Annotated in this window: 24 protein-coding genes; 12 read left to right on the forward strand and 12 right to left on the reverse strand. The window is 68.4% G+C overall.

From position 1 onward, the window contains the following. The first annotated feature begins 66 nt into the window (after nt 1-66). From ToN1_RS11100 to ToN1_RS11115, 4 genes are read left to right on the forward strand one after another with little or no spacing between them, the layout of a single operon-like run. On the forward strand, nt 67-408 hold the full coding sequence (locus tag ToN1_RS11100; protein WP_169207303.1) for a hypothetical protein: 342 nt from the start codon (nt 67-69) through the stop codon (nt 406-408). After that, nucleotides 405-1,271 carry an NAD-dependent epimerase/dehydratase family protein gene (locus ToN1_RS11105; RefSeq protein ID WP_169207302.1) on the forward strand — a complete coding sequence of 289 codons (867 nt, stop codon included), beginning with the start codon at nt 405-407 and terminating at the stop codon, nt 1,269-1,271. Before ToN1_RS11100 ends, ToN1_RS11105 begins: the two co-directional genes overlap by 4 nt. After that, on the forward strand, nt 1,268-1,747 hold the full coding sequence (locus tag ToN1_RS11110) for a DUF2269 family protein (RefSeq protein WP_169207301.1): 480 nt from the start codon (nt 1,268-1,270) through the stop codon (nt 1,745-1,747). The genes ToN1_RS11105 and ToN1_RS11110 overlap by 4 nt, the downstream gene beginning before the upstream one ends. Continuing rightward, nucleotides 1,744-2,325, forward strand: a complete 582-nt coding sequence (locus tag ToN1_RS11115) for a DUF4166 domain-containing protein (RefSeq protein ID WP_169207300.1) — start codon at nt 1,744-1,746, stop codon at nt 2,323-2,325. Before ToN1_RS11110 ends, ToN1_RS11115 begins: the two co-directional genes overlap by 4 nt. A 15-nt stretch (nt 2,326-2,340) precedes the next feature. On the opposite strand, the gene ToN1_RS11120 is transcribed toward ToN1_RS11115, so the two are convergent. The 4 genes from ToN1_RS11120 to ToN1_RS11135 form a co-directional block, all read right to left on the reverse strand. Continuing rightward, entirely contained in the window at nt 2,341-3,525 is a 1,185-nt protein-coding gene (locus tag ToN1_RS11120; RefSeq protein WP_169207299.1) for a multidrug effflux MFS transporter, read from the reverse strand. 73 nt (nt 3,526-3,598) lie between these two features. Continuing rightward, nucleotides 3,599-4,243, reverse strand: coding sequence for a maleylacetoacetate isomerase (gene maiA / locus ToN1_RS11125; protein WP_169207298.1), 645 nt, complete (start codon nt 4,241-4,243; stop codon nt 3,599-3,601). Nucleotides 4,244-4,372: 129 nt separating this feature from the next. Beyond that, the gene (locus tag ToN1_RS11130) at nt 4,373-4,597 is read right to left on the reverse strand and encodes a DUF2783 domain-containing protein (protein ID WP_169207297.1); all 225 of its coding nucleotides are present in this window, start codon (nt 4,595-4,597) and stop codon (nt 4,373-4,375) included. A 12-nt stretch (nt 4,598-4,609) separates the two neighbouring features. Further along, the gene (locus ToN1_RS11135) at nt 4,610-6,298 is read right to left on the reverse strand and encodes an FAD-dependent oxidoreductase (protein ID WP_169207296.1); all 1,689 of its coding nucleotides are present in this window, start codon (nt 6,296-6,298) and stop codon (nt 4,610-4,612) included. Nucleotides 6,299-6,525: 227 nt separating this feature from the next. Here ToN1_RS11135 and ToN1_RS11140 point away from each other — a divergent pair, with 227 nt between their 5' ends. Continuing rightward, on the forward strand, nt 6,526-7,347 hold the full coding sequence (locus tag ToN1_RS11140) for an IclR family transcriptional regulator (protein ID WP_244861028.1): 822 nt from the start codon (nt 6,526-6,528) through the stop codon (nt 7,345-7,347). 58 nt (nt 7,348-7,405) lie between these two features. Further along, entirely contained in the window at nt 7,406-8,119 is a 714-nt protein-coding gene (locus ToN1_RS11145; RefSeq protein WP_169207337.1) for an N-acetylmuramoyl-L-alanine amidase family protein, read from the forward strand. A gap of 13 nt (nt 8,120-8,132) precedes the next feature. On the opposite strand, the gene ToN1_RS11150 is transcribed toward ToN1_RS11145, so the two are convergent. From ToN1_RS11150 to ToN1_RS11175, 6 genes are all read right to left on the reverse strand, one after another. Then, nucleotides 8,133-8,771, reverse strand: a complete 639-nt coding sequence (locus tag ToN1_RS11150; RefSeq protein WP_169207294.1) for a c-type cytochrome — start codon at nt 8,769-8,771, stop codon at nt 8,133-8,135. Nucleotides 8,772-8,901: 130 nt separating this feature from the next. Then, nucleotides 8,902-9,930 (reverse strand): UDP-N-acetylmuramate dehydrogenase, encoded by a 1,029-nt coding sequence (gene murB / locus ToN1_RS11155; RefSeq protein WP_169207293.1) that lies wholly within the window; start codon nt 9,928-9,930, stop codon nt 8,902-8,904. Between the two features lie 7 nt (nt 9,931-9,937). After that, a complete protein-coding gene (locus ToN1_RS11160) occupies nt 9,938-10,408 on the reverse strand; it encodes a PACE efflux transporter (RefSeq protein ID WP_169207292.1) in 471 nt (156 codons plus the stop codon). Nucleotides 10,409-10,501: 93 nt separating this feature from the next. Next, nucleotides 10,502-12,616, reverse strand: a complete 2,115-nt coding sequence (locus ToN1_RS11165) for a DUF6600 domain-containing protein (protein WP_169207291.1) — start codon at nt 12,614-12,616, stop codon at nt 10,502-10,504. 133 nt (nt 12,617-12,749) lie between these two features. After that, on the reverse strand, nt 12,750-15,959 hold the full coding sequence (locus ToN1_RS11170; protein WP_169207290.1) for a transglycosylase domain-containing protein: 3,210 nt from the start codon (nt 15,957-15,959) through the stop codon (nt 12,750-12,752). Between the two features lie 199 nt (nt 15,960-16,158). Beyond that, nucleotides 16,159-17,793 carry a peptide chain release factor 3 gene (locus tag ToN1_RS11175; protein ID WP_169207289.1) on the reverse strand — a complete coding sequence of 545 codons (1,635 nt, stop codon included), beginning with the start codon at nt 17,791-17,793 and terminating at the stop codon, nt 16,159-16,161. A gap of 169 nt (nt 17,794-17,962) precedes the next feature. Between ToN1_RS11175 and ToN1_RS11180 the strand changes: the two genes are divergently transcribed. After that, complete coding sequence (locus ToN1_RS11180; RefSeq protein ID WP_169207288.1) at nt 17,963-18,229, forward strand: hypothetical protein; 267 nt, start codon at nt 17,963-17,965, stop codon at nt 18,227-18,229. Between the two features lie 54 nt (nt 18,230-18,283). Here ToN1_RS11180 and ToN1_RS11185 read toward each other — a convergent pair whose 3' ends face one another. Next, nucleotides 18,284-19,045: a TerC family protein gene (locus ToN1_RS11185; RefSeq protein ID WP_169207287.1), complete on the reverse strand. Its 762-nt coding sequence runs from the start codon at nt 19,043-19,045 to the stop codon at nt 18,284-18,286. Nucleotides 19,046-19,171: 126 nt separating this feature from the next. After that, nucleotides 19,172-19,396, reverse strand: coding sequence for a glycine zipper 2TM domain-containing protein (locus ToN1_RS11190; protein WP_169207286.1), 225 nt, complete (start codon nt 19,394-19,396; stop codon nt 19,172-19,174). Nucleotides 19,397-19,746: 350 nt separating this feature from the next. On the opposite strand from ToN1_RS11190, the gene ToN1_RS11195 reads away from it, so the two are divergent. The 5 genes from ToN1_RS11195 to ToN1_RS11215 all read left to right on the forward strand — a co-directional run bounded on the left by ToN1_RS11195 (nt 19,747) and on the right by ToN1_RS11215 (nt 25,381). Beyond that, nucleotides 19,747-21,801 carry a TonB-dependent receptor plug domain-containing protein gene (locus tag ToN1_RS11195; protein WP_244861029.1) on the forward strand — a complete coding sequence of 685 codons (2,055 nt, stop codon included), beginning with the start codon at nt 19,747-19,749 and terminating at the stop codon, nt 21,799-21,801. Next, the gene (locus ToN1_RS11200; protein ID WP_210148093.1) at nt 21,798-22,346 is read left to right on the forward strand and encodes a DOMON-like domain-containing protein; all 549 of its coding nucleotides are present in this window, start codon (nt 21,798-21,800) and stop codon (nt 22,344-22,346) included. Before ToN1_RS11195 ends, ToN1_RS11200 begins: the two co-directional genes overlap by 4 nt. 25 nt (nt 22,347-22,371) lie before the next feature. Then, a complete protein-coding gene (locus ToN1_RS11205; RefSeq protein ID WP_169208023.1) occupies nt 22,372-23,592 on the forward strand; it encodes an exo-beta-N-acetylmuramidase NamZ family protein in 1,221 nt (406 codons plus the stop codon). 260 nt (nt 23,593-23,852) lie between these two features. Further along, on the forward strand, nt 23,853-24,164 hold the full coding sequence (locus ToN1_RS11210) for an EF-hand domain-containing protein (protein ID WP_169208024.1): 312 nt from the start codon (nt 23,853-23,855) through the stop codon (nt 24,162-24,164). 275 nt (nt 24,165-24,439) lie between these two features. Beyond that, complete coding sequence (locus ToN1_RS11215) at nt 24,440-25,381, forward strand: ribose-phosphate diphosphokinase (RefSeq protein WP_169208025.1); 942 nt, start codon at nt 24,440-24,442, stop codon at nt 25,379-25,381. Nucleotides 25,382-25,385 lie beyond the last annotated feature (4 nt).

Genomic DNA, 25,385 nt, shown 5'->3' on the forward strand with positions numbered 1-25,385 from the left:
GAACGGAAGTCCCGCCGGGCACCGTTCGGCAGAGTGAGGGCTCCTGTCATACGCAAGGAGCCACTCATGAACGCCTATCTCCAGTTACTCGCGGCATCGCTCATCAGCATCGCCGCCAGCCTTGCCGTCCTGCATGTGCTGTCCGGACCGCTGACGAACATCCTCGACCGGATCTGCCCGGACGAACAGGCCGCCGCCTTCTGGGCGAGCTACACGAAGGTCATGCTGGTCATCGCACCACTGCTGCTCGTCCTCCTGGTGGATATGTTCGCGCGCGTCGGCAATCCGCTCGACAGCCTGCGCCTGACCCTGATGGCGGCGCTGGGAGGGCTGCTGCTCGGGCTCTTTTCGGTCGGCCGGCACCTCGGCCGATTCGTCGAATCGGCGCGCGGAGGCGATGCATCATGAACATCCTGCTAACCGGCGCCAGCGGCTTCATCGGGCGCAACATCGCGACGGCGCTCACTGCCGCCGGTCATCGCGTCATTCCCGCTTCGCGCGAGAACGGCATCGATTTTCGCCGCATGCACTCCGCCTCGGACTGGCAAGCACATCTTGCGGGGATCGACGCGGTCATCAACTGCGTCGGCATCATCGGCGAGAACGGCGGCCAACGGTTTGCGCCGCTGCACACCCTGGCGCCGTCGGCCCTGTTCCGGGCCTGCGCGCAGGTGGGGATTCGCAGGGTGCTGCAGATCTCCGCACTGGGCGCCGACGAGACGGCGTTCTCCGCCTACCACCTGAGCAAGCGCGCGGCCGACGACTGCCTGCGCAGCCTGGACCTCGACTGGTTCGTGCTGCGCCCGTCCCTGATCTACGGTCGCAGCGGCAAGAGCGCCCGCCTGTTCATGCGCCTGGCCGCGCTGCCGCGCGTGCCTGTCATCGGAGACGGGCAACAGGCGATACAGCCGGTGCATATCGGCGACGTGGTGGCGACCGTCATGCGCTGCCTCGCATCGCCGCAGGTCCGGCAGGCGCTCGATATCGTCGGCCCGGAAACCGTCACGTTTGCCGATTGGCTGCAGCGCATGCGTGAAGCCCAGGGCCTGCCCCGCGCCCGCCTCGTCCGCATCCCCGTTTCCCTGGCGATGGCTCTGGCTCGCGTGGGACGGTACATCAACCCGATCCTGCAGCCGGAAAACCTGCGCATGCTGGAGACCGGCTACAAGGCCGACTTCCGGCCGCTGGCGCGCTTCCTCGGGCGCATGCCGCACACCGCCGACGCACGTCTGTTCTTCTCGGATGGCACCGATGCACGGAGCGCATCATGACCTACACCCTGCTCAAGATCTTCCATGTCCTCAGCATGGTGCTACTGTTCGGCACCGGCCTCGGCAGCGCGTTCTACAAGTGGATGGCCGACCGCAGCGGCAATCTCGCCCACATCGCCGTCACCAACCGGCATGTGGTGCTGGCCGACTGGATCTTCACCACGCCGACGGTGGTCCTCCAGCCCGTGAGCGGCTTGTGGATGTTGTTCCTGCTCGGCGTACCGCTCATGACGCCCTGGGTGGTCGCCAGCCTGCTCCTGTTCCTGCTTGCGGGCGCCTGCTGGCTGCCCGTGGTGTGGCTGCAGATCCGCATGCGGAAGATCGCCGAGGACGCCGTCGCACGCGGGACGCCCTTGCCCGCGCTGTACTGGCGCATGGCGCGCTGGTGGTTCTGGCTGGGCGTTCCCGCCTTCACGGCGATGGTGCTGGTGGTGGCCTTGATGGTGTTCAAACACGTTCCGGGAGTCGGATCATGAAGAGTCTCATGCAACAGGCGCTGGGCGCCGACTGGGAAAAGCTGCCTCCGGCATTGCAGGCCCATTACCGCTTCGGCACGAACACTGACAGCGGGCAGATGGATATCCACTACCCCGGCTACCTGCAACCCCTGCTGAGCGCGCTGCGGCTCCTGGGGGCCCTGGTCAATCGCCGCGGCAGCCGGCTCGATACCGTGGTCGAGAAGGAGGTGGTCGGCGAGCGCCAGTACTGGCGCAGGACCGTGGCCTACCCGGACGGCAGGGTGATCCGCTTCGACAGCTTCTGGGTCTCTGCCGGAGCGGGCGAGGTCATCGAATTCGTCAATCCCGTATTCGGGCTGCAGATGGCCCCCTACGTCCGCGGCGAGCGGCTGCATTATCGCAGCGTGCGCTACGTTGCCAGGCTCGGGCCGCTGCTTCTGCCGATACCGGAATGGCTGGTGCTGGGGCACGCCACCATCGTGGAGGAGGCGATCGACGACAGCCGGTTCGCGATGGATTTTCGTCTCACGCACCCGCTGTTGGGGGAGGTCTTCCGCTACGCGGGGGAGTTCGAGACTGCTTTGCGCGGATCCTGATCGCCCCCAGCGCATTCAGCCCGGCTGCCGCACCCACGCGAGATAGCTGCCCAGGCTGGCGATCGCACCGACTGCGATGACCAGCGCCATCGGCACCACGGATTGCGCGAGGCTGTGGCCGACGATGACGCCGGCGAGCGCCGCGAGCCCCATCTGCGCGAACCCCATCAGCGAGGCCGCGGAACCGGCCATGTGCGGATAGGGTGCCATGCCGATCGCGGCCGCATTGGGCATCACGAGGCCAATCGAGCAGGCCGAGAACCACATCGGCAGCATGACCGCGAGCGGGTGATGCACGCCGGCGAGCGCGAGGCCCAGCATCGCGCCGCCGGCGACGACGCCCAGCAGTGCGCCGTTGCGCATCAGCCGCTCCGGACCGACGCGTCGCGACAGGCGGCCCGAGGCCGTGGTGCCCGCCATGTAGCCCGACACCATCACGCCGAAGGCGAGGCCCATCTGCTGCGGCGTGAAGCCGAACATGCCGATGAAGACGAAGGACGAGCCGGAGATGAAGGCGAACAGGCCCGCGTAGGCGAGCGCGTTGCAGAGCAGCACCCCGCGGTAGCGGCGGTCGCGCAGCAGCGTCGAAAAATTCGCCCAGATCTCCGCCGGGCGGCCAGCCGCGGGGTTGAGGTGGGGATTGGTCTCGCGCAGCAGGAACATGATGGCGAGCACGAGCAGCGCGGAATACGCGACCAGGAACACGAAGGTCGCGCGCCAGCCCCACCACTCGGTGAGCCAGCCGCCGACGAGCGGGCCGACCAGGGGCGCGATCGCCATCGCAGTGCCGACGTAGGACAGCATGCGCGCCGAGTCCTGCGGCCCATACACGTCGCGCACGACCGCACGGCCGAGCACCGGCCCGGCGCAAGCCCCCAGCGCCTGCAGGAAGCGCGCGGCGATGAGCGCGTCGATCGACACCGCGAACACGCACGTGAGCGACGCGACGACATACACCGCGACCCCGGACAGCAGCACCGGCCGGCGCCCGTAGCGGTCGGACAGCGGCCCGCAGGCGAGTTGGCCGACGGCGAAGCCGAACAGATAGACCGACAAGGTGAGCTGGGTGTGCGCGACGTCGGTGGCGAGCGACGCGGTGATCGCCGGTAGCGCGGGCAGGTAGAAGTCGGTCGACAGCGGCCCGAGCGCGACGAGCGCGGTGATCAGGACGGCAAGGGTGAGCGTGGGCGCGGCGGTCATCGAAGGGTGGGCAAGAAAAGAGGCCCGATCTTAGAGCCGCATTTGTTAGATATCAACCAATAACCGACGCTTTCTACTCCGCATCCGGTTGTACGCCTGGCGCGGCGAGCCGGAAGGCGTCGAGCATCTCGCAGGCGTCCACAATGTGCAGCACGGTCGGCATCGCGTCGAGCTTCGCACCGAAGCGCCGTGCATTGAACACCTGCGGCACGAGGCAGCAGTCGGCGAGCCCCGGCGCGTCGCCGTGGCAGAAGCGCCCGGTGCGCGCATCGCCCGCAAGCATCGCCTCCACCGCCGCGAGGCCGAGCTCGCACCAGTGGCGGTACCAGGCATCCTTCTGCTCGTCGCTCACGCCCAGTTCGCGCTTGAGGTACTGCAGCACGCGCAGGTTGTTGATGGGGTGGATGTCGCACGCGATCGCCTGCGCGAGCGCCCGCACCCGCGCCCGCCCGGCCGCGTCGGCGGGCAGCAGCGGCGGTTCGCGGTGCGTCTCGTCGAGGTACTCGATGATCGCGAGCGACTGCGTGAACACTTGGCCGTCGTCCTCGAGCGCGGGCACGAGGCCGGCCGGGTTCAGCGCGAGGTAGTCGGGCTTGCGGTGCTGGCCGCCGTCCTTCACGAGATGCACCGGCACCACCTCCCAGGCGAGGCCCTTGAGGTTCAGTGCGATGCGCACGCGATAGGCGGCGGAGCTGCGGAAGTAGGTGTAGAGCTTCATGCGATTCCCGGGACAAGGGTTGCTCGGCGTGCGCGCGGCACGACCTGCTGGACGATCATCCGTCATCTCGAATGCATTGAGGCGACGTGCTGCGTCCTGCCAATCGGCAAGACGGGTTCTCCGCGTCGCTCAGACGCCTTCGCGCGCGATCTTCATCGCCGCGCGCAGCACCGCGATGTCGCCGATGTGGTTCGCGAGCAGCAGGATCAGGCGCGCATTGACCATCGCGCTCTGCTCGTCGGTGAGGTCGCGGTGCATGTCGATCAGGGCCTCGTAGAAGTCGTCGCCGGGCGAGAAGGCTCGGAAGTAGCGCTTGCCGGGGGTGAAGAAGTTCGGGTCGGTGTTGAGGCTCATGGCGGCGCTCCTTCAGGCGTTGCAGGTCGCGCGGGCGAGCGCGGCGCGCACGGTCGCGGCGTCGAAGCTGCGCCAGCGCGCAGCCACATGCTGGTCGGGGCGGATCAGGTAGCTCGTGCCGGGCTTGAGGTCGTAGCGTTCGCGGATGCGCCCTTTCGCGTCGATGAGCGTCCGCAGACCTGCGGGGGCCTGGCCACGCTCGGCGACGACCAGCACTTCGACGGGAATCGCGCCCGCGGCGAGGTCCGCGAAGGCGGCGGCCGTCGCGGCATCGACGTCCGCTGCATCCGGCATGCAGTACAGCAGCTGGAAGCAGTTGCCGGCCACCTGCAGCAGCCACTGCTCGCCGCCGGCGCTGTCGACCGGCGCGTCGTCCATCGGCGCGCCGGGCACCATGTGGCCGGCGAAGACCTCGCTGTCGGGCGTGTTGAGGCGCGACTCGACGAGGAAGCTCGGCACCGACAGCCGCCCGGAGTTCACCAGTGCGCGCGCGAAGGGGTAGTCCTTCGCCAGCCCCAGCACGGCATTGCGGAAGGTCCGGCTGGTCGCGCTCTTGGGGGTGATGAAGTCGGTCGAACGCGTCGAGTTCATGAGGTTCTCGTCGGCCGCGGCGACGCGCTCCTCGGAATAGGTATCCAGCAATGCCGCGGGCGCCTTGCCGTCCAGCACCAGCTTGAGCTTCCACACGAGGTTGTCGGTGTCCTGGATGCCGGAGTTCGCGCCGCGCGCGCCGAAGGGCGAGACCTGATGCGCGGCATCCCCCGTGAACAGCAGCCGCCCGTGGCGGAACGCGTGCATGCGGCGGCACTGGAAGGTGTACACGCTGACCCACTCGAGCTCGAATTCGCGGTCCTCATTGGCGTGCCATCCGAGCATCGCCTTGATGCGCGGAATCACGTTCTCGGGCTTCTTCTCCTCCTCCGGATCGACGTTCCAGCCGAGCTGGAAGTCGATGCGCCACACGTTGTCGGCCTGGCGGTGCAGCAGCACCGACTGGTTCGGATGGAAGGGCGGATCGAACCAGAACCAGCGCTCGGTGGGGTAGTCCGCCTTCATCACGACGTCGGCGATGAGGAAGCGGTCCATGAAGATCTTGCCTTCGATGTCCAGCCCCATCATGTGGCGGATCGGACTGCGCGCGCCGTCGGCGACCACCAGCCAGTCGGTGTCGATCGAGTATGCGCCGTCGGCGGTCTCGACGCGCAGCGCGACGCGCTCCCCGTGGTCGCTCACCGCGATCACGTTGTTCTTCCAGCGCAGGTCGATGTTCGGTAGCGACTGCGCGCGGCGCACGAGGTATTCCTCGAGGTAATACTGCTGCAGGTTGATCATGCCGGGGCGGTGGTGGTCGGGCTCCGGGCACAGATTGAAGTTGAACACCTCCTGTTCGCGGAAGAAGGTGCGGCCGACGTTCCAAGACACGCCCTTCTGCACCATCTCCTCGGCGCAGCCGAGGCGGTCCATGATCTCGAGCGCGCGCTTCGCATAGCACACGCCACGCGAGCCGATCGACACCGTGTCGTCGTTGTCGAGCAGCACGACCGGCACGCCGTGGATCGCGAGGTCGATCGCCGCCGCGAGGCCCACCGGGCCGGCGCCGACGACCACGACCGGATAGCGGCCGTCGCTCCCCTCCCGCCCTTCGGCGAGCTCCGGCGGGCGCCGGTATTCGAATTTCGGGTACTGGTACGTGCTCAGCACGGGATCCTCCTCCTGTGTTCCAATCGCTTCGGACGCCGCCTTCTGCGAGCGGGTCGCCAATCTACAGTTCGTCTGCCCGGGCATGGACTTCTGCGGGGGCCGTGAGCGATCAATTTCATCCTAGCTAACGATTTGTTAATCGTCAATTCGTTTGCTATCGTTGAATATCAATCAAGAAAGGCGATCGGCGCAACTGCTAAGATTCGCGCTCCATGGGAGACAAGAACTTGGACAACGAAACGCTCGCGGAGCGCCCGGAAGAGCCGGGCAGCAAACACGGCGGCGATCGGCGCGGCATCCAGTCGATCGAAGTCGGCGGCGCGCTGCTGCAGGCGCTGGTGCGCCAGGGTGCGCCGATGATCCTGAAGGAGCTCGCGCGCGAGGCCGGCATGCCGCCCGCCAAGGCCCACCCCTACCTGGTGAGCTTCGGCAAGCTCGGCCTGATCGAGCAGGATCCGCTTACCGGCCGCTATGGCCTGGGCGCCTTCGCGCTGCAGATGGGGTTGTCCGCGCTGCACGGCCTGAGCCCGCTGCGCGTCGCGACCCCCGAGGCGGCCCGTCTCTCCGACGAGATCCAGCAGAACGTCGCGATCGCCGTGTGGGGCAACCAGGGTCCGACCATCGTCAGCATCGAGGAATGCAGCCGCCAGGTGCATGTGAATATGCGTGTGGGCACCGTGATGGACCTGCTCACGTCGGCCACCGGCCGCACCTTTGCCGCCTTCCTGCCGGCACGCATGACCTCGGCACTGGTCGAGGAGGAGTTCGCGCGCCTGTCGGCCAGCGGCGGGGCGATGACGCGCGAGGAACTCGAGTCAGGGCTCGCCGAAGTGCGCCGCGAGCGCCTCGCCCGTGCCGTCGGCAAGCCGATCCCCGGCATCAATGCCTTCACCGCGCCGGTATTCGACCACACCGACCATCTCGCACTGGCGATCACCGCGATGGGCCCGGCCGCGAACTTCGACCCGGCATGGGACGGCCCGATGGCGACGAAGCTGCGCACGTGCGCGCAGGCGATCTCGGCACGGCTCGGCAACACGGACGGCTGAGCGCGTGGGCGCACGACGCCAGCCGCCATCGCCCCTTCGACGCACGGCCCGGGCGGCGCTGGGCCTGCTCCTCGCGCCGATCGCACTCCCCGCCCCGTTGGCTGCCGGCGAAGCTCCCCTCATCGCCGTCGACGTCGGTCACACGCTGGCTGCACCCGGCGCAATCAGCGCGCGCGGCCGCACCGAGTTCGAGTTCAACCGCGATCTCGCCGGGCGCGTCGTCGCCGCGCTCGAACGGCTCGGCCTGCGAGCCGAGCTGATCAACGCCGATGGCCTCATTGAATCGCTGCAGGCGCGCCCCGAACAAGCTGCCGGAGCCGTCTTCCTGATCTCGATCCACCACGATTCGGTCGGCGAGCAGCACCTCACGCCCTGGGAATGGCAGGGCATCCCGCTTGATTTCAGCGACCTGTGGGCGGGCCATTCGCTTTTCGTGTCACGTCGCAATCCCGACCCCGCGGGCAGCCTGATGTGTGCCTCGGCGATCGGCGCGCGGCTGCAGCGCGCGGGCTTCGTGCCGACCGACAAGAACGCACGCCGCCGCGAGTATGCCGACGCGCAGCACGCCACCCACTACTACGACAACCTCGTCGTGCTCTACCGCGCGCAGCAGCCCGCGGTGCTGTTCGAGGCCGGGGTGCTCAAGCACCGCGACGAGGAATTGCTCCTGCGCGACGCGGAGCGCCAGCAGCGCATGGCCGAGGAGATCGCCACCGGCGTCGCCGCCTGCGTCACGGCAGGCGGCCTCGCCGCGGCAGGACGCACCGACTGAAGGACGCGTGCGCCTACTTCAGGCTCGCCAGGTACTGCACGACCGGCTCGATGTTGGCCTCGCCGAGTTGGCCGACCGAGGCGCTCATCTCGGCATTGGTGCGCTCGCCACTGCGCGCCAGGTAGCGCTTGAGGCTCAGGCGCAGGTAGGCCGGCTGCTGGCCGGCGATGCGCGCGAAGGTCTCGGTACCATGCCCGTCCGCCTGGTGGCAGGACACGCACAGGCGCTTGTAGTGGCTCGCACCCGCGGCGGCGGCGGCCGGCGGTGGAGCGACGGCAGGCGTTGCCGGCTGGTTCGCGTAGAACAAGGCGATGGCGGCCTTCTCCCGGTCGCCAAGGACCTTCATCAGCCCCTGCATGAACTCGTTGCGGCGCCTGCCGGACAGGAAGGCGTCGATCTGACTGACGATGTAGGCCGGATTCTGGCTGGCGAGGTTGGGCACCTCGGGATAGCGCGCGATGCCTTTCTCGCCGTGGCAATTCTTGCAGAAGAACGAGGCCGTATCGCCTTCGCGCACGAGGGTGGTGCGGGTGGCCGAATCGGATGCCGCCTTGGCGATCAGCTGCATCACCGCATCGTTTCCGGCAAATGCCGTGCCGGTGCCGCCGCCGATCAGCAGCGCCACGAAAAGAGCCAGACGGCTCCGGACCATGTTCGTTTCCCCCGGGGAGAGTCGCGGGCCGCAGCGGCACGCAGTCATGCCGACAGCAAGGCCGCTGGCGGGCAAAAGCCCGCTTTTTAGCATGGTTTTGGCACTCGGTCCACGGACGGCACAGATGCCGTCACACGAAGACGGGCTCGGGCTCCAGATGCACGCCGAAGCGCGCGAACACGTCGTCCTGGATCGCCCGCGCGATGCGTTCGACGTCGGCGCCGGTGGCGCCGCCACGGTTGACGAGCACCAGCGCCTGCTGCTCGTAGGCGCCGACGGGACCGAGGTCGCGCCCCTTCCAGCCGCTGCGGTCGATCAGCCAGCCGGCCGCGAGCTTGAAGCGGCCGTCCGGCTGCGGGTAGCGCGGCAGGTCGGGATGGGCGGCATCGAGACGCGCCAGCACGGCGGCATCGACGACCGGGTTCTTGAAGAAGCTGCCGGCATTGCCCAGACGCGCGGGGTCGGGCAGCTTGCGCCGGCGGATGGCGATGACGGCGTCCGAGACGTCGAGCGCGGATGGCTGCGCAATGCCGCGCGCAGCCAGCTCGCGCGCGACGTCCGCATAGCCCGTGACCGGCTGCCAGCGCTTGGGCAGGCGGAAGGTCACGGCGGTGATGAGCACGCGGCCCGCGAGCTCCTGTTTGAACACGCTGTCGCGATAGGCGAAGCGGCAGTCCGCGGGGCCCAGCCGCAGCATCTCGCCCGTTTCCAGCGACACCGCCCGCAAACCGTGGAAACGCTTGGCCATCTCCAGCCCGTAGGCGCCGATGTTCTGCACCGGTGCGGCCCCGACCGTACCGGGGATCAGCGACAGGTTCTCGAGGCCCGCCCAGCCCTGTGCCAGGGTCCAGCGCACGAAGTCATGCCAGTTCTCGCCCGCGCCGGCCTCGACGTACCAGGCGTCGGCATCCTCATCGACGAGACGGCGTCCGGCGATGGCGACCTTCAGCACCAGACCGGGAAAATCGCGCGTCAACACGAGGTTGCTGCCGCCGCCGAGCACGAGGCGCGGCAGCGTCCACTCCGGGGTCGCGATCAGCGCAGCAAGCTGCGCCGCGTCCGTTATCGTGACGAGCCGCGCGGCGCGCGCCGGCAGAGCGAAGGTGTTGAAGGCACGCAGGTCCGCGTCGCACTCGATCGCCGGCGCGGCGGCACTCACGGGGCGCTCATTTCGCACGGACGAGCCCCTCGGTCGCGGGCGCTTCGATGGGGAACACGCGGTCGTAGCCGAGATTGAAGGCGAAGGCGTAGATGACGTACGCCGTCGCCAACCCGAGATCGGCGATCAACGCGTCCACCCACCCCATCCCCGTCCACGCCATGATCACCGGCAGGGTCATCAGCAGCAGTCCACCCTCGAAGCCGAGCGCGTGCAGGGCACGCATGCGGAACGGGCGCCGGTCCGCGGTGCGGCCGGTGATGCGGCCTTCGATCCAGTCGAAGGCCGTGTTATAGACCGCGTTCCACAGCGCGGCAATCAGTGCCGCGACGGCAAGCAGGCCGACCGAATCGCCCATCGGCACACCGCTCAGCCACGCAAAAGGCGGCGTGATGAGCGCGAGCCCGCCGACCTCGAACAGGATCACCTGTCGGGCACGATCGCGGACGGAACGGAGTTTGGGATGATGGACGGACAAGGAAGCAGAACTCGGAGGGGCGACCCGAGAAGATAGGCCCTCACCCCCCCAAAATCAACCGCTGCACTGCAACAGACCCTGCGACATGCGTGCTCAGCGCGCCCCCTCGGGCTGGCCGAAGGGCGGGCGGCGGCGCTGCTGTTCTTCCTCGCTGCTGCGGCGATTGTCCTGCTGCGGTTCGCGCTGAACGCGCTGACGCTCGGCCTGCCGCTGTTGCTGCTCGGCCTGGCGTTGCTGTTGCTCGGCCTGGCGTTGCTGCTGGATCTGCATCTGGCGCTGCTGCACCTCGCGCTCGCGCTGCTCCGTCTGCTGGCGGATCGCCTGCTGACGGCGTTCCTGCTCCTGCGCCTGCTGGCGGCTGCGCTCTTCGCGCTGCTGCTCGACCTGCTGCCGGCGCGACTCGCGCTCACCCGCCTCCTGCTGGCGCTGGGCTTCGAGCCTTTGCTGGCGTTCCTGCTGGCGCTGTTCGACCTCCTCGCGCTGGGCACGACGGGCCTCGTCACGCCGCTGCTCCTGCTGCTCGCGCAGGACCGAGCGCTGACGCTGCTGCTCGTCCTGCTGTGCCGCCTCGCGACGCACCTGTTCCTCGCGCTCGCGCGCGTTCTGCTGACGCTGCGCCTCGAGACGCTCCTTCCGCGCCGCACCCTCGTCGCGCCGTTCCTGGCGCAACTGCTCGCGCCGCTCATCCTGCTGCTCGCGCTGCTGCAGGCGCTGACGCTGCTGCTCCTGCTCGCGTGCGGCCCGCTCCTCGCGTTCGCGCGCCTGCTGCTGACGCAGCGCCTCCGTACGCTCCTGGCGCGACTCCACGCGCTGCTGGCGTTCTTCCTGGCGTTGTTCGCGGACCGCCTGCTGGCGCTCCTCGCGCTGCTGCATGATCTGCGCGGGCTGCACGGTGCGCACGCGCGTACCGTCGGGGCGCACGACCTCGCGCACCGGGAAGCCGCGCCGCTCCCATTCGCGCACACGGTGCTCGCGCCGACGTTCGACGTCGAGCGCGACGGGCTTGGGCGGACGCAGGATGCGCTCCGACACGCGCGTGACTGCCTCGCTGCGGTCGCGGAATGCGTAGCGCACGCGGCGCGGCTCGCGCACCACGCGCTCGATCTCGACGACGTTGGTGACGTGCGTGATGTTGATCTGGCGCACGTAGGTCGGGCTGTAACGGTAGTACGGCACGTACACCTCGCGCGGGGCGAGCGGGAACCAACTGAGGTTGGGCAGGCCCGACGAGTAGGTGATGCTCACGCCGGGCGTGCCGATCCACGCGACCAGCGCCGGCGCATACACCGGACGGGCGATGTAGCGTCCCGGCACCCACGCCCACACGCCGCGGATGCGCACCCAGCGTCCGTAGTGGAAGGGCGCGAAGCCCCACGGCGCGTCATCGACCCAGGTCCAGCCCCACGGCGCGATCGATACCCAGCGGCCGTAGCGGTAGGGGGCCCAGCCGTAGGGCACGTCACGCGGGAACCACACCGGGCCGTAGTCGTCGTATTCGCGCCAGTCGCCGTATTCGTACAGATCCTCGGCGCCGGTCATCTCGGGCGAGACGTAGCGGTTGCGCGCGATGCGGTCGTCGCGCCGGTCGCGCGCGAAGGACCACTCCATGAAGTCGTCCTCGTCGGGCTCGTCCCACACCACCTGGGTCGGCCCCTCGCTCCAGATCTGGGCGCGACGTCCCTCGGTGACACCGACGTGACGGTCGTCGGTGCGGAAATCGATATGGCCGTCGTGGTTGCTTACCAAGGTTCCCGCATCGACGAAGTCGACACGGTAGCGGCCCGGCTCGGCGGGCACGGCGACGCCGTCGCGCGTCTCGACCTCGATCGCGTCCTCGCGCTCGGCGCTGCGGATGCGCATGGCGACGCTGCCTTCCTTCAGCAGCACGCGGATACGTTCGTCGTCGAGCCGCCGCACCTCGACCGAGGTCGCCTTGTCGAGGCGCAGCACGCTCGATCCGATGCGCATCTCGGCACGCCCGTCGGCTTCGGTGGCGATCTCGTCGCCGGTGGTGATCGGCAGGTTGACAGCCGCGCTTTCCCAGTCGTGGCTGCCGTCGCGGCGCAGGGCGACTTCGCCCTCGATGACGGACAAGCGGCCCGCGCGCGCGGGCGGATCGGCCAGGGCGGTGCCGCTCGCGCCGGTCAGGACCAACAGCAGCGGGACGAGAAGCAGCAGTCGCAGGGCATTCTTGAGCTTGCGGACCATTTCGGTGTCACTCCGGACTAACCCCTCGCGGGGCGGACGGATCCGGCGCATCCCGCGTCAACCGCGTACACGCCGGCATCCCGAGTATTCAACGGCCATGGCGCGCCGTTGCCGACCCATCAAACAAATCCTTTCAATTCTGCGGTCGTGCGTGCTCGGCCTCGCCCTGCCCCTCCGGCGCCGGGGCCAGCGAACGGATCTCGCCGGTCGCCATGCCGGCGTCCGCATTGCCGCGCGCCGGCTCCTCGGCAGAACTTTCCGCCTCGCGCGCGGGCTCGGTCGGCGGCACGCGCGCCGGCTCGGGTTCGGCGACGGTCTGACTCAGGTAGGGCAGCAGGGTCGGCGCCATCGACTTGAGGATCTGCACCGGCAGGCCGGACGTGAACCTGAACGAGGCGGCGTCCGGCCCGATCACGTACGCAGTGAGGGTGCCGAAGTGGCGCGGGCCGAGGTAGAAGACGAAGGTCGCGGTGCGGTTCATCGCGATCGCCCCCTTCACCTGTCCGCGTGCGCCCGAGATCACGATGCGGTTGTCGCCGGTGCCGGTCTTGCCGCCGACCGCGAGCGGCGTGCCGTCGGGTGCGGTAAAGGCGCCCGCCAGCCGGCGCGCGGTGCCGCCTTCGACGACCTCCGACAGGGCGCCGCGCAGCGCCGTGGCCACCTCGGAGGACATCACGCGCTCGCCCTCGCCCGGGCGGCGTGCGAACACCGTCTCGTAGGGCGTGTCGGGCGCGAAATGCAGGCGGTCGATGCGCGAGGTCGGCAGGCGCACGCCGTCGTTGACGATGATGCCCATCAGCTCGGCCAGCGCCGCGGGGCGGTCGCCGGCGCTGCCCAGCGCGGTCGCGAGCGAGGGCACCAGGCGGTTGAACGGATAGCCCAGGCGCACCCAGCGGCGGTGAATGTCGAGGAAGGCCTCGACCTCGAGGATCGTGTAGATGCGCGTGTCCTGGGCGCCCTTGTAGCGCGTGCGGAACAGCCAGCGGTACACGGCCTGGCGCTCGGCCTTGCTTGCGGCGATCGCCTCGTCGAAGCTCGCGTCGGGACGGGTCGCGAGATAGCCGGCGAGCCACAGCTCCAGCGGGTGCACGCGTGCGATGAAGCCCTGGTCGGGCAGGTCGAAGGAGCCCGGCGCATAGCGCTTGTACAACGCGGCCAGCCGCTCTTCGCCGAGGTCGGCAGCCGGCAGGCGCTCCGTCACGAAGACCGAGAAGGTCTTCAGGTCGGCCTCGGGGTTCAGGTAGCGGTAGGCCGCCGCGAGGCGGTCGGCACTCGGACGCAGGCCGTCCATGAAGGTCGCGCGGATCTTCTCCGGGCTCTGTCCCTTGTACTTGCGCCAGAAGCGCCGCATGAACACCTGCGCCTCGCGGTCGGCGAACTTGGCGAGATACTCGCTGCGGCGCGGGTCGTCGTCGTCCTGCAGCAGCTTCGCGGTGCTGCCCGGCACCTCGTACATCGTGTGGCGCACGATGTCGCGCATCAGGCGCACGAAGGGCAGGTTGATCGAGGCCTGCAGCGCCTGGCGGATCGTCGGCACGCGGCCGTCGTCTTCCTTGCGGAAGTTGTTGAAGGTGTGCAAGCCCCCGCCGGTGAAGAAGGCCTCGCCGGGGCTCGCCGAATAGGTGCGCTCGAGCGCCGCCTCGAGCATTGCGGGCAGCTTGCGGTCGGCCGTGCGGATCAGGTAGTCGATCGCCCAGCGCTTGATATGGTCGCGCGAGTCGACCTGCACCGCATGCAGCTCGGGCACGGACTGTTGCGCGTGACGCTCGTGCAATTCGGCGACGATTTCGAGGTAGGTCGCGAGCACCCGCAGCTTGGCCGTGGAACCGAGCTCGAGCTTGCTGCCCTCGTTGATGTCGAGTGGCTGGTCGGTGGTGTCGGTCTGCACGCGCACGCGATTGCCGCCGGGGGTGCGCTCGAACAGGGTGAAGCTGTAATGCACCTTGTCGAGCTGCGCCGGCGTGAGCAGGCGTTCGCCGATCACGCCGGCGTTGCGGCCGAACTCGGGCTCGGCGAGCCCCCGCAGGTACTCGGTGACGACCTCCTGCAGCTTGCCGTCGAGCGTGGTCGAGGCCCGCAGGTCGAGGCGATCGAGGTCGTACAGCGACACGTCGAGCATGCCCGCAATGCGCGTGCGCACCAGGGTCGAGCCCTTGTCCGCGGGCACCGGCACGCGCGCGGGGTCGACCGCCGGGTCGCGGAACACGAGCTTCGCCTTAAGGCCCGCATCGCGCAGCGCGGCGCTGATCAGTCCGCCCTCGGCGAGGATGCGCAGGTGCGCGTCGGCGAGCTTGGCGAGGTCGTCGCGGCCGCGGCCGAGGTAGTGCGAGGGCCGCCGGTGCGCGATCATCAGCGCGAGCACCTGGCGCAGCGCGAGGCCCTGCTCGGCGAGTTCGTCGCCGCTCGCCTCGTCCCTCGCCAGCAGCGCGTTCACGCGCGCAAAATCGGCACCGAACCACACCCACAGGCCGTCGCCCAGGCCATGTACTTCGCCGTAAACGGGAGCGGCCGACAGCGGCACGGTATTGAGGTAGTCGAGCACCAGATCGCGCCGCGCCAGCAGCGTCTCGGCGCCGTCGCGATAGGCGCGCACGCTCGCGGACACCATCTGGCGCAGTTTCTCCTGCGGCGAGTGGGTGACGCCGTCGGGCGAGTGGCGGTATTTCTCGATCTGCGTCGCCAGCGTGCTGCCGCCCGGGGTGTTGAGGTCCTCGTCGACGACCTTCGCCAGCTGCGCGACGATCGCGCGGCCGAAGCGCGCCCAATCGACCGCCGGGTTCATGTGCGGCCGCTCGGGATCGAGCAGGTCGCGGTTCTCGATGAACAGCAGCCCATGCACGATGCGCGGGGGGATGGCTGCGAAATCCTCGTAGTGGCGGATCGGGTAGTTCGTCGCGTACAGCGAGTCGCCACGCGCATCGCTGACCGCCAGGCCCGTGCGTGTCTTTTCGCGGTAGGGCGGAAAATAGCCGCGTCCGGTGTAGTCGAGCAAGGCGTCGGAAAAACGCGCCTGGCGTTCGATGGCGTAACCGCGCGCCGCGAGGCGCTCGGCGAATGCCTTCAGCTGGGTGTAGCCGAGGCGCTGGTCGAAGGGACCGTGCTCGGGGAAGCGGATCGCCTCGCTCGGGCCGGGCTGGACCTCGTAGGCGAGCTTTGCCGCATAACGAGGAATCTCGCGCGCCTGCAGCCAGGACGTTTCGCTTTCGTAGTACGCCGCGACGCCGCCGACGATGAGCGCCAGGACACACAGCCAGAACAGCGAGCGCCGCAGCGCCCTGAACCACCCTCGCCGTTGCGGCTTCTTGTTGCTGGTGTTACCTGACACGTCGGCGCCCGCATGCATGAGATGCGGGGATTATCCAGCATCGCCACGCCATTCAGACACCCGTGTTGCGTGAAGGAAACAGCTGCACCATGCTGCGACGCAGCATTTCCCACCGACCGGACAGCCACGGGACCGTTCGTGTCGAGCCCGTCGAAGCCCTCGTATGAGCTCCGACAGGCTCAGGACGAACGGGAGTGGCGTGCCCCGGTGGCGTGGCTCAAGCCAGTACCTGGCCGTGTTCGCGCGTCGCGTGGAAGCCGACCTTGGGCCACTTTTCCATCGTCACTTCGAGGTTGTAGCGGCTGGAGGCCAGATACACGGGATTCCCGTCGACGTCCTTGCCGATGCGCATCGACTGTTCGCGCTCGAAGTTGCGTCGCGTGAGCTCGTCCGGGAAGGTGAGCCAGCGCGCGGTGTGGATGTCGGCGGACTCGAAGATCGCGTCGACCTTGTACTCGTCCTTGAGGCGCTGCGCGACGACTTCGAACTGCAGCTGACCGACGGCGCCGAGCAGCATGTTGCCGCCTTCCTGCTCGAACACCTGGATCGCACCTTCCTCGCCCAGCTCCTGCAGGCCCTTCTGCAGCTGCTTGGACTTGAGCGGGTCGCGCAGGCGTGCGGCGCTGAAGAGTTCCGGCGAGAAATACGGGATGCCCTTGAAGCCGAGGTTCTCGCCTTCGGTGAGGGTGTCGCCGATGTGCAGCTGGCCGTGGTTGTGGATGCCGATGATGTCGCCGGCGACGCCGTCTTCCATCAATACCCGTTCGTTGGCCATGAAGGTCAGCGCATTCGCGAGCTTCATGTCGCGGCCCGCGCGCACGTGCTTGACCTTCATCCCCGACGTGTAGCGCCCCGAGCAGATGCGGAAGAAGGCGATGCGGTCGCGGTGCTTGGGGTCCATGTTGGCCTGGATCTTGAACACGAAACCGGTGAAAGGCGCCTCGGACGGCTGCACGAGGCGGGTGTCGGCCCCGCTGGTGCCGGCTACCCGCGGCTGCGGCGGCGGCGCCCAGTCGATCAGCGCCTGCAGGATCTCCTGCACGCCGAAGTTGTTGATACCGGAGCCGAAGAACACCGGCGTCTGCTTGCCGGCGAGGAAGTCGCCGAGCGAGAACGGGGTCGACGCGCCCTGAATGAGGTCGACGTCCTCGCGCAGCTTGCCGACCTCGAGCGGGAAGAGCTCGTCGAGCTGGGCGTTGGCGATGCCCTTGATGAGCTCGCCCTCGCTGCGCTTCTCCTCGCCCGCGGTGAAGCGCAGCACGCGGTCCTCGAGCAGGTGATACACGCCGCGGAAGGTCTTGCCCATGCCGATCGGCCAGGTGATCGGCGCGCAGTCGATCTTCAGCACCTCCTCGATCTCCTGCAGCAGGTCGAAGGTCTCGCGCACTTCGCGGTCCATCTTGTTCACGAAGGTGATGATCGGCGTGTTGCGCAGGCGGCAGACTTCCAGCAGCTTGATCGTCTGGGCCTCGACGCCCTTCGCGGCGTCGATGACCATGACGGCCGCATCGACGGCGGTCAGCACGCGGTAGGTGTCTTCGGAGAAGTCCTGGTGGCCCGGCGTGTCGAGCAGGTTGATGGTGTGTCCCTGGTACTCGAACTGCATCACCGAGCTGGTCACCGAGATGCCGCGCTGCTTCTCCACCTCCATCCAGTCGGAGGTCGCATGCCGCGCGCTCTTGCGTGCCTTGACGGTACCGGCGAGCTGGATCGCGCCGCCGAACAGCAGCAGCTTCTCGGTCAGCGTGGTCTTGCCCGCGTCGGGGTGGGAGATGATGCCGAAGGTGCGGCGCTTCGCGACGTCGCGCATCAGTTCGGGCGGATAGGGGGGCACTGAGGGAATGTCGGCCATGGATCGGTTCGCAGAAAAACAAAGCCGCCGGCCGGAATCGGCGCGGCGGAGACAAACGCAATTCTATCAAGGAATTAGCCGGCACCACCGGCCGACGGGGGCAAATCCGCCGAAATCTGCGATGATGCGCGCCTGTTCAGACCCGCCTTTCCATCGGACTTCGCCCGCCATGCCCAAAGCCACGCCCACGCTCCGCCAGCGCAAAGTCTTCGCGCTGACCCGCATCCTCGGGGGCCTCGTCGCCGCCTGCTACCTCGGCTACGTCGTCATCGCGAATCTCGCCGCCGGCCTGCCCTTCGACAGCAAGCTGATGTTCACGGCGCTGGTGGCAGCCGCGGGATTCGGCTATGCGCTCTGGTATCTGCGCGACCTTTCCGCCGTCGCTCGCGAGGAGCGCGAGCAGGGCGTCAACGGCAACGGCGGCGCGAAGGGCTGAACCCTCCACACCGCCGTCCGGGCGCCGCCAAGATCGGCGGCGCGGGCGTCCGCCTCAGCGCGCCGGCTGCTTCTCCGCAACGTAGGGTTCGTGCAGCACCACCGGCTGGGCCGCGCGCTTGCGCATGCGGATGTTGAGCATCTCGACCACCACCGAGAAGGCCATCGCCGAGTAGATGTAGCCCTTGGGCACGTGATGGCCGAAACCTTCGGCGATCAGCACGACGCCCACCACCATCAGGAAGGACAGCGCCAGCATCTTGACGGTCGGGTGGTTGGAGACGAAATTGCCGATCGGCGCGGAGGCCACCATCATCAGGCCGACCGACGCCACCACCGCCGCCATCATCACGGTGAGGTTGTTCACCATGCCGATCGCGGTGATGATCGAATCGAGCGAGAACACCAGGTCGATCACGATGATCTGCATGATCACCGCGGAGAAGGTAGCCTTGACCGCGGACGACGCCTCGCCCTCCTCGCCTTCCATCAACTGGTGGATCTCGCCGGTGCTCTTCCACACGAGGAACAGGCCGCCGCCCGCCAGGATCAGGTCGCGCGCCGAGAAACCGTGGCCGAACAGCTCGAACAACGCCTGATTGAGGCCGGCAAGCCACGCGAGGATGGACAGCAGCGCCAGGCGCATGAACATCGCGAGGAACAGGCCGAGGCGGCGCGCGAACGCACGGCGTTCCGGCGGGAGCTTGTCGACGAGGATCGAGATGAAGATGATGTTGTCGATACCCAGCACCAACTCGAGCGCGGTGAGGGTGAGGAAGGCGACAATGAGCTGCGGGTCGGTGAGGAATTCGATCATGACGGGTCATCAAACGGACAATCCCGCTATATAGCACGCCGCCGGCAAGACACGCGAATTGCGCAACCACAGCACAGGTTCCGCAATTCCTGATTGATTGCGGCCGGCACACGGCCGGCCTGCCACTCAGCGCCGGCGGTTCTTGCCAACCTGGTCGCCGATCACGCCGCCAATGGCCGCACCGCCAACGGTGCCGAGCACCCCGCCGTCGGTGATCACCGCGCCGGCCACGCCACCAACACCCGCGCCGATCACGGCGCTCTTCTCGCGCGCGGACATGCCGTCCCAGGTCGCACAGGCGCTCGTCGCCAGTGCCACGGCGATTGCACAAATGCCAGTCCGGATGTTCATCAGTCGCTCCTTGCCAGAGGGTTCGAAAACGCAGGCGCACCGGCCGCGGGCCGTGCGTGCCTAGAATGGGACGCGATCGTGCCACCGGTGTTCCGGCGCCAAGCGGGCACCGTGTTACACGGCGTTGCGCGTCGCGTCGCCGCTACGGCACCCCCTGCCGGCGAGCGGAACGCGGCCCGGCGCGCGTTGCGGACATCCGGCCGCGGCGCGGGGCGCAATGGATTTTTACACTTGTCCGCGGATCGAATTCCTCCGATTACTCAACGGAAATATCCGGGTTATCACCTTTGGATTGACGAAGCAGGTAATATTAGAAGTTTGGCATCCGCCGCTCCTGGACCGAAATTCAGTTGGCAGCCTCGTCGATCCGCCCCCTCAGCCTGCACCTGATGCTCGCACTGCTTGCCGGCGTGGCGACACCGGCATCCGCGGCCGAGTCGCCCTATTTCGAGGAGCTGCCAATGGTGCTGAGCGCGACGCGCCTGCCCCAGCCCCGGCACGAGGTGCCCGGCGCAGTGACGGTGATCGACCGCGAGATGATCGCCGCGACCGGCTATCGCGACCTCGCGCGCGTGCTGCGGCTCGTGCCCGGGATGCAGATCGGACAGGAACGCGGGCACGCGCAGTGGGTGACCTACCACGGCCTGTCGAGCGATTACCCGACCGAAATGCAGGTACTGGTCGACGGCCGTTCGGCGATCAACGGCAGCGCCTTCGGCGGTGTCGACTGGACCGCCCTGCCCCTCACGCTCGACGAGATCGACCGTATCGAGGTGGTGCGCGGCACGAATGCGACGAGCTACGGCGCCAACGCCTTCCTCGGCGTCATCAACATCATCACCCGCCACAGCGTCGAGGATCCGGGACTGCGGGTCGACCTGCGCGCCGGCGACGACCGCATCCGCGACGCGACAGTCACCTGGTCCGGCGGCGACGACCCCCTCACCCTGCGCATGAGCGCAGCAACGCAGCGGGACGAAGGCTTCGACGGCCTGCACGACACCCGCCGCACCGACACCTTCTCCCTGCGTGGCGACCTGCAGATGGGCGCCGATGACTCGCTGCTCGTACGCATTGCGAGCAACACCGGCGAGCGCGGCGAGGGTTACGAGGGTTCCGTGTTCGACAACAACGGCACCCGTCACAGCAGGCACCAAAGCCAAAACATCCATCTGCAGTGGCAGCACAACGACTCCGCAGACACGGAATGGCTGCTCAACTATTACCGCAATCACGAGCGCGTGCGCGAGGAGTGGCTCGCGAGTGCGCCGATGTTCCCGGCGGTGCCGCTCAACCGCAACCGCAAAAGCGTGCGCGACAGCATCGGCATCCAGCGGCGCAGCGCCCCGGCCCCGGAACTGCAGTTCGTGTGGGGCGTGGAGGCCCAGCGCGAGGATGTCGACGCGCCCTTCCTCTACTTCAGCGGCAACCCCGACCCCCAGTACCTGTACCGCGCATCCGGGAACGTCGAGTGGCGCGCGCAGGACGACGTCACGCTCAACCTGGGAGGCGCGGTGGAGCGGTATTCGGGCGGGAAGACCCACCTCAGCCCGCGCGCCTTCGTCAACTGGCAGGCGGCCCCCGGGCACACGCTGCGTGCCGGCTATTCCCGCGGCCTGCGCCAGAACAACGTGTTCTCGCGCTACTCGGACATCCGTGCGATCGACCCGGCGAGCGGCCTCGAACTGGTCCGCCCCTACGTGCCCAATCCGAACCTCGAACAGACGCGCGTCGGCGCGCGCGAACTGGGCTACTTCGGCCGCCTCGAGACCTGGAACACGACCCTGGACGTGCGCGTGTTCGAGGAGAACATCCACGACTTCGTCGTGCGCGTGCCGCAACCGGACCCCGACCCCGCCCCCCTGCTGTCGCCGAGCGTGAGCCCGCTGCCGTTCAGCCTCGGCTCCACCCGCTACGAGAACCTCGACTCCGCGGTGCGGCTGCGCGGCATCGAGTACGAGCTGTCGACACACCCACTGCCGGGCACGGAGCTGCGCGTCGCCCACGCCATCCTCGACCGCGACGGCCGCAACGCCGCGATCGAGGACCGCAGCGCCCCCTACACCGCGGCGGTCAGCTGGCTGCAGGATTGGGGCGGCGGCTGGAAGAGCATGATCAGCGTGATGCGCATGGGGCCGCTCGCCGGCGGAGACGGCTACGTGCCGCGCTACCGTTTCATCGCCAAGCCATACACGACGGCGGACGCGAACATCACCTACTCCACCCGCGTCGCGGGTCACGCGGTGCAGCTGGGACTCACCGCGCAGAACATCGGGCCGCGCCATCAGGAATTCGCCGACCGCAGCCAGCAGGCGGCGAGCGGCTCGAAGGACCCGGTGAACGAAGTCTGCCCGGTCGCCTATCTCTCGCTCAGCATCGCGCTCGAGCGCGGCAAACGTCCGTGACCGCCACGGCGACGGCGCAACTTCGCCCTTTCCCGGGAAGCGCTCCTGGCCCGATCGATTCGATCGCGGTCCACATCTTCCGCGAGGACCGCGGTGGCCTGCGGCTGCGCTTCGAACTCCTGGGTGAGGTGCAGCAAGTGCTCGTTCCCGCCAAGTGCGCCCCTCGCGCGGCTGACGGCCTGTGGGCGCACACCTGCGGCGAGGCCTTCGTCGCCGTTCCCGGCCACCCGGCCTACCGCGAATTCAACTTCTCGCCCTCCGGCGAATGGGCGATCTACGATTTCGACGCCTACCGCCAGCGCAGCGTCCCCGGGATCGTCCCGCCCGCCCCGCTGATCGCGTCGCGCCTCGAAACGGGCCGGCTCGTGCTCGACGTGACGCTCGACGCGGCCGCCCTGCCGCAGGGCTCGCCGCTCGAGCTCGGGCTCACGGCCGTCGTCGAAACGCTCGACGGCACGCTATCCTATTGGGCCCTGCGCCACCCCAGTGCGCGCCCCGACTTCCACCTCCGCGACGCCTTCACGCTGCCCCTGGTCCGGCCCTGAACGCGGCGCAAACCTCCCGCACACCATGACCGCCTCCATCCGGTTCGGCCTCGACCGCCTGCTCGAAGACCCCGCACTGCGCCGCCCGCTCGCCGGCCGCCGCGTCGCCCTGCTCGCCCACCCCGCATCCGTCACGCGCGGGCTCGCGCACTCGCTCGACGCACTGGGCGCCCTGCCCGACATCACGCTCAGCGCCGCCTTCGGCCCGCAGCACGGCCTGCGCGGCGACAAGCAGGACAACATGGTCGAATCGCCCGACTTCATCGACCCGGTGCACGGCATTCCCGTATACAGCCTGTACGGCGAGGTGCGCCGGCCCACCGACGCGATGATGGACACGTTCGACGTATTGCTCGTCGACCTGCAGGACCTGGGCTGCCGCATCTACACCTTCATCACCACGCTGCGCTACGTGCTCGAAGCCGCTGCGCGCCACGGCAAGGCGGTGTGGGTGCTCGACCGCCCCAATCCCGCCGGACGGCCGGTGGAAGGCCTGACGCTGCGCCCCGGCTGGGAGAGCTTCGTCGGCGCCGGTCCGCTGCCGATGCGCCACGGCCTGACGATGGGCGAACTGGCGCGCTGGTTCGTCGCCACCCTGAAGCTGGACGTCGAGTGCGAGGTGATCGCGATGGCGGGCTGGCAGCCGGAGGCCGGCCCCGGCTTCGGCTGGCCGCTGGGCGAGCGCAGCTGGATCAACCCCAGCCCCAACGCCCCCAACCTGTCGATGGCGCGCGCCTATGCGGGCACCGTAATGCTCGAGGGCACGACGCTGTCGGAAGGCCGCGGCACGACGCGCCCGCTGGAGCTCTTCGGCGCGCCCGACATCGACGCGTGCGCGATCCGCGCCGAGATGCAGCGTCTCGCCCCGCATTGGCTCGCAGGCTGCGTGCTGCGCGAGTGCTGGTTCGAGCCGACCTTTCACAAGCACGCCGGCAGGCTGTGCAGCGGCCTGCAGGTCCACGTCGAGGATCCCGCGCACTACGACCACGCCGCGTTCCGCCCGTGGCGCGTGCAGGCGCTCGCCTTCAAGGCGCTGCGCGCCCTGCAGCCCGACTATCCGTTGTGGCGCGACTTCCCCTACGAGTACGAGCACGACCGCCTCGCGATCGACCTCATCAACGGCAGCGAGGTCCTGCGCCGCTGGGTGGACGATCCGGCCGCGGCGCCGGATGAGCTCGATGCGCTGACCGTCCCGGACGAGCGCGCCTGGACCGCAGCGCGCGAACCCTTCCTGCTCTATCGTTGAGCGGCCCGACGTCGCAATTCACCGCACAGTCGTCGCTGCCAAGCGACAGCGCCAGCGCCGCGCCGCGCGCCGCTCGCATGGCGCAGCCGGGCGGCGGCGTCGCCATCAGGCGACGGTTTTGCGCCCGCAAGGGCCGCCGCAGCCATCCCATCACATTCAACACGTTGATACAAAACATTTTTCCATGACTGGCCCGGCGCTTGCACAGTGGCGGAGGTGTCCTGCAGTTCCCGCAGGATCCACCAGGATGGAGAAACAACGTGCTCACCAAACGCCTGATCTGGGCCACGCTCACGCTGAGCGTATTGGCCCCCCTGTTCGCTGGGGCCGCCGGCGCCTTCACGCCCGTCGCCCTCGACTCCCAGTCGCAACGCGCCACCGAACCGGAACCGGACGTGAACTACGTCTTCGGCCTGCTCGACCGCAACAGCGACAGCCGCATCGACAGCGAAGAAGCACGTGCCTCGGCACCACTGGTGAAGTATTTCGGCGACATCGACACCGATTCCGACGGCAAGATCAGCCGTACCGAATGGGTGGCCTATTTCCAGCAGCAGGAGCCGCGCACCTGAGCGCTACGCCCCAAACGGGGAGGAAGGGGGGATCATGCTGACGCCGATCGCCCCGCCCCCCGGGAATCTTCGCTTCGCTCCGCCGGCGCAGAGCGGTGCTCGGCGAGAGCCCGCCGCCGACCCTTGAAGGGGATAAAGCACGAGGGCTTCCGGGCGCCTGAGTTACCCTCCGACGTCATCGCCCGCTGCCGCGACCCCGCCGTGACAGCTACAATTCGCAACAGGATGTTGCGCCGGCCCCGCGGCGCGGCACGACCGCTACCGGAGCGAATGCGATGAACGACGCCTTGCGCATCTTTGCGTGCAACTCCAACCGCGCGCTGGCTGCGGAAATCTGCGAGAGGCTCGGACTGGCCCTGAGCCCGCTGGAAATCTCGCGCTTTTCCAACGACAACCTCCACGTGCAGATCCACGAGAACGTGCGCGAGCGCGACGTGTTCGTCGTGCAATCCTTCACCGAGCCAGTGAGCGACCACATCATGGAGCTGATGATCACGCTGGACGCGCTGCGCAGCGCCTCGGCGCGGCGGGTGACCGCCGTGATCCCCTACTATTCCTACGCTCGCTCGGACAAGAAGGACGCGCCGCGCATCTCGATCACCGGTCGCCTGATCGCCGACATGCTCAAGACCGCGGGTGCCGACCGCGTGCTGACGATGGACCTGCACGCCGACCAGGTGCACGGCTTCTTCTCCGTGCCGGTCGACCACCTCACCGCGATTCCGACCCTTGCAGAGCACTTCCGCCGCAACCACGACCTCGCGCACATGGTCGCCGTCGCCACTGACGCCGGCGGCGCGAAGCGCGTCGGGCGCTTCTCCGAGCGCCTGGGCATCCCGATGGCGATCATCGACAAGCGCCGCGTCAGCGACACCAACGTCACGCACGGCGAAGTGGTCGGTGATGTGAAAGGGCGCGACGTGGTGCTCTTCGACGACGAGATCTCGACCGCCGGCACGCTGCTGTCGACGATCGGCACGCTGAAGGCCGCCGGGGCGCGCACGATCCATGCGGGCGCCGTACATGCGGTGCTGTGCGGCCCGGCGATCGAGCGCCTGCGCGACGCGCCGATCGAGTCCATCGTCGTCACCAACACCGTGCATATGCCGCCTGGCAAGCGCCTGAACAAGATCACGCAACTCACCGTCGCGCCGCTCTTCGCCTCGGCGATCGAGCGCATCCATACCGGCGAGAGCGTAGGCGCGCTGTTCGAGTAGCGCT

It is taken from the genome of Aromatoleum petrolei, from assembly GCF_017894385.1.
Taxonomy (GTDB): domain Bacteria; phylum Pseudomonadota; class Gammaproteobacteria; order Burkholderiales; family Rhodocyclaceae; genus Aromatoleum; species Aromatoleum petrolei.

Excerpts from the sequence above, each read along its gene's own strand:
- ToN1_RS11100 (WP_169207303.1), top strand. The coding sequence starts at position 67 with ATGAACGCCTATCTCCAGTTACTCGCGGCATCGCTCATCAGCATCGCC.
- ToN1_RS11105 (WP_169207302.1), top strand. The coding sequence starts at position 405 with ATGAACATCCTGCTAACCGGCGCCAGCGGCTTCATCGGGCGCAACATC.
- ToN1_RS11110 (WP_169207301.1), top strand. The coding sequence starts at position 1,268 with ATGACCTACACCCTGCTCAAGATCTTCCATGTCCTCAGCATGGTGCTA.
- ToN1_RS11115 (WP_169207300.1), top strand. The coding sequence starts at position 1,744 with ATGAAGAGTCTCATGCAACAGGCGCTGGGCGCCGACTGGGAAAAGCTG.
- ToN1_RS11120 (WP_169207299.1), bottom strand. The coding sequence starts at position 3,525 with ATGACCGCCGCGCCCACGCTCACCCTTGCCGTCCTGATCACCGCGCTC.
- maiA (WP_169207298.1), bottom strand. The coding sequence starts at position 4,243 with ATGAAGCTCTACACCTACTTCCGCAGCTCCGCCGCCTATCGCGTGCGC.
- ToN1_RS11130 (WP_169207297.1), bottom strand. The coding sequence starts at position 4,597 with ATGAGCCTCAACACCGACCCGAACTTCTTCACCCCCGGCAAGCGCTAC.
- ToN1_RS11150 (WP_169207294.1), bottom strand. The coding sequence starts at position 8,771 with ATGGTCCGGAGCCGTCTGGCTCTTTTCGTGGCGCTGCTGATCGGCGGC.
- ToN1_RS11165 (WP_169207291.1), bottom strand. The coding sequence starts at position 12,616 with ATGGTCCGCAAGCTCAAGAATGCCCTGCGACTGCTGCTTCTCGTCCCG.
- ToN1_RS11170 (WP_169207290.1), bottom strand. The coding sequence starts at position 15,959 with ATGCATGCGGGCGCCGACGTGTCAGGTAACACCAGCAACAAGAAGCCG.
- ToN1_RS11175 (WP_169207289.1), bottom strand. The coding sequence starts at position 17,793 with ATGGCCGACATTCCCTCAGTGCCCCCCTATCCGCCCGAACTGATGCGC.
- ToN1_RS11180 (WP_169207288.1), top strand. The coding sequence starts at position 17,963 with ATGCCCAAAGCCACGCCCACGCTCCGCCAGCGCAAAGTCTTCGCGCTG.
- ToN1_RS11185 (WP_169207287.1), bottom strand. The coding sequence starts at position 19,045 with ATGATCGAATTCCTCACCGACCCGCAGCTCATTGTCGCCTTCCTCACC.
- ToN1_RS11190 (WP_169207286.1), bottom strand. The coding sequence starts at position 19,396 with ATGAACATCCGGACTGGCATTTGTGCAATCGCCGTGGCACTGGCGACG.
- ToN1_RS11205 (WP_169208023.1), top strand. The coding sequence starts at position 22,372 with ATGACCGCCTCCATCCGGTTCGGCCTCGACCGCCTGCTCGAAGACCCC.
- ToN1_RS11215 (WP_169208025.1), top strand. The coding sequence starts at position 24,440 with ATGAACGACGCCTTGCGCATCTTTGCGTGCAACTCCAACCGCGCGCTG.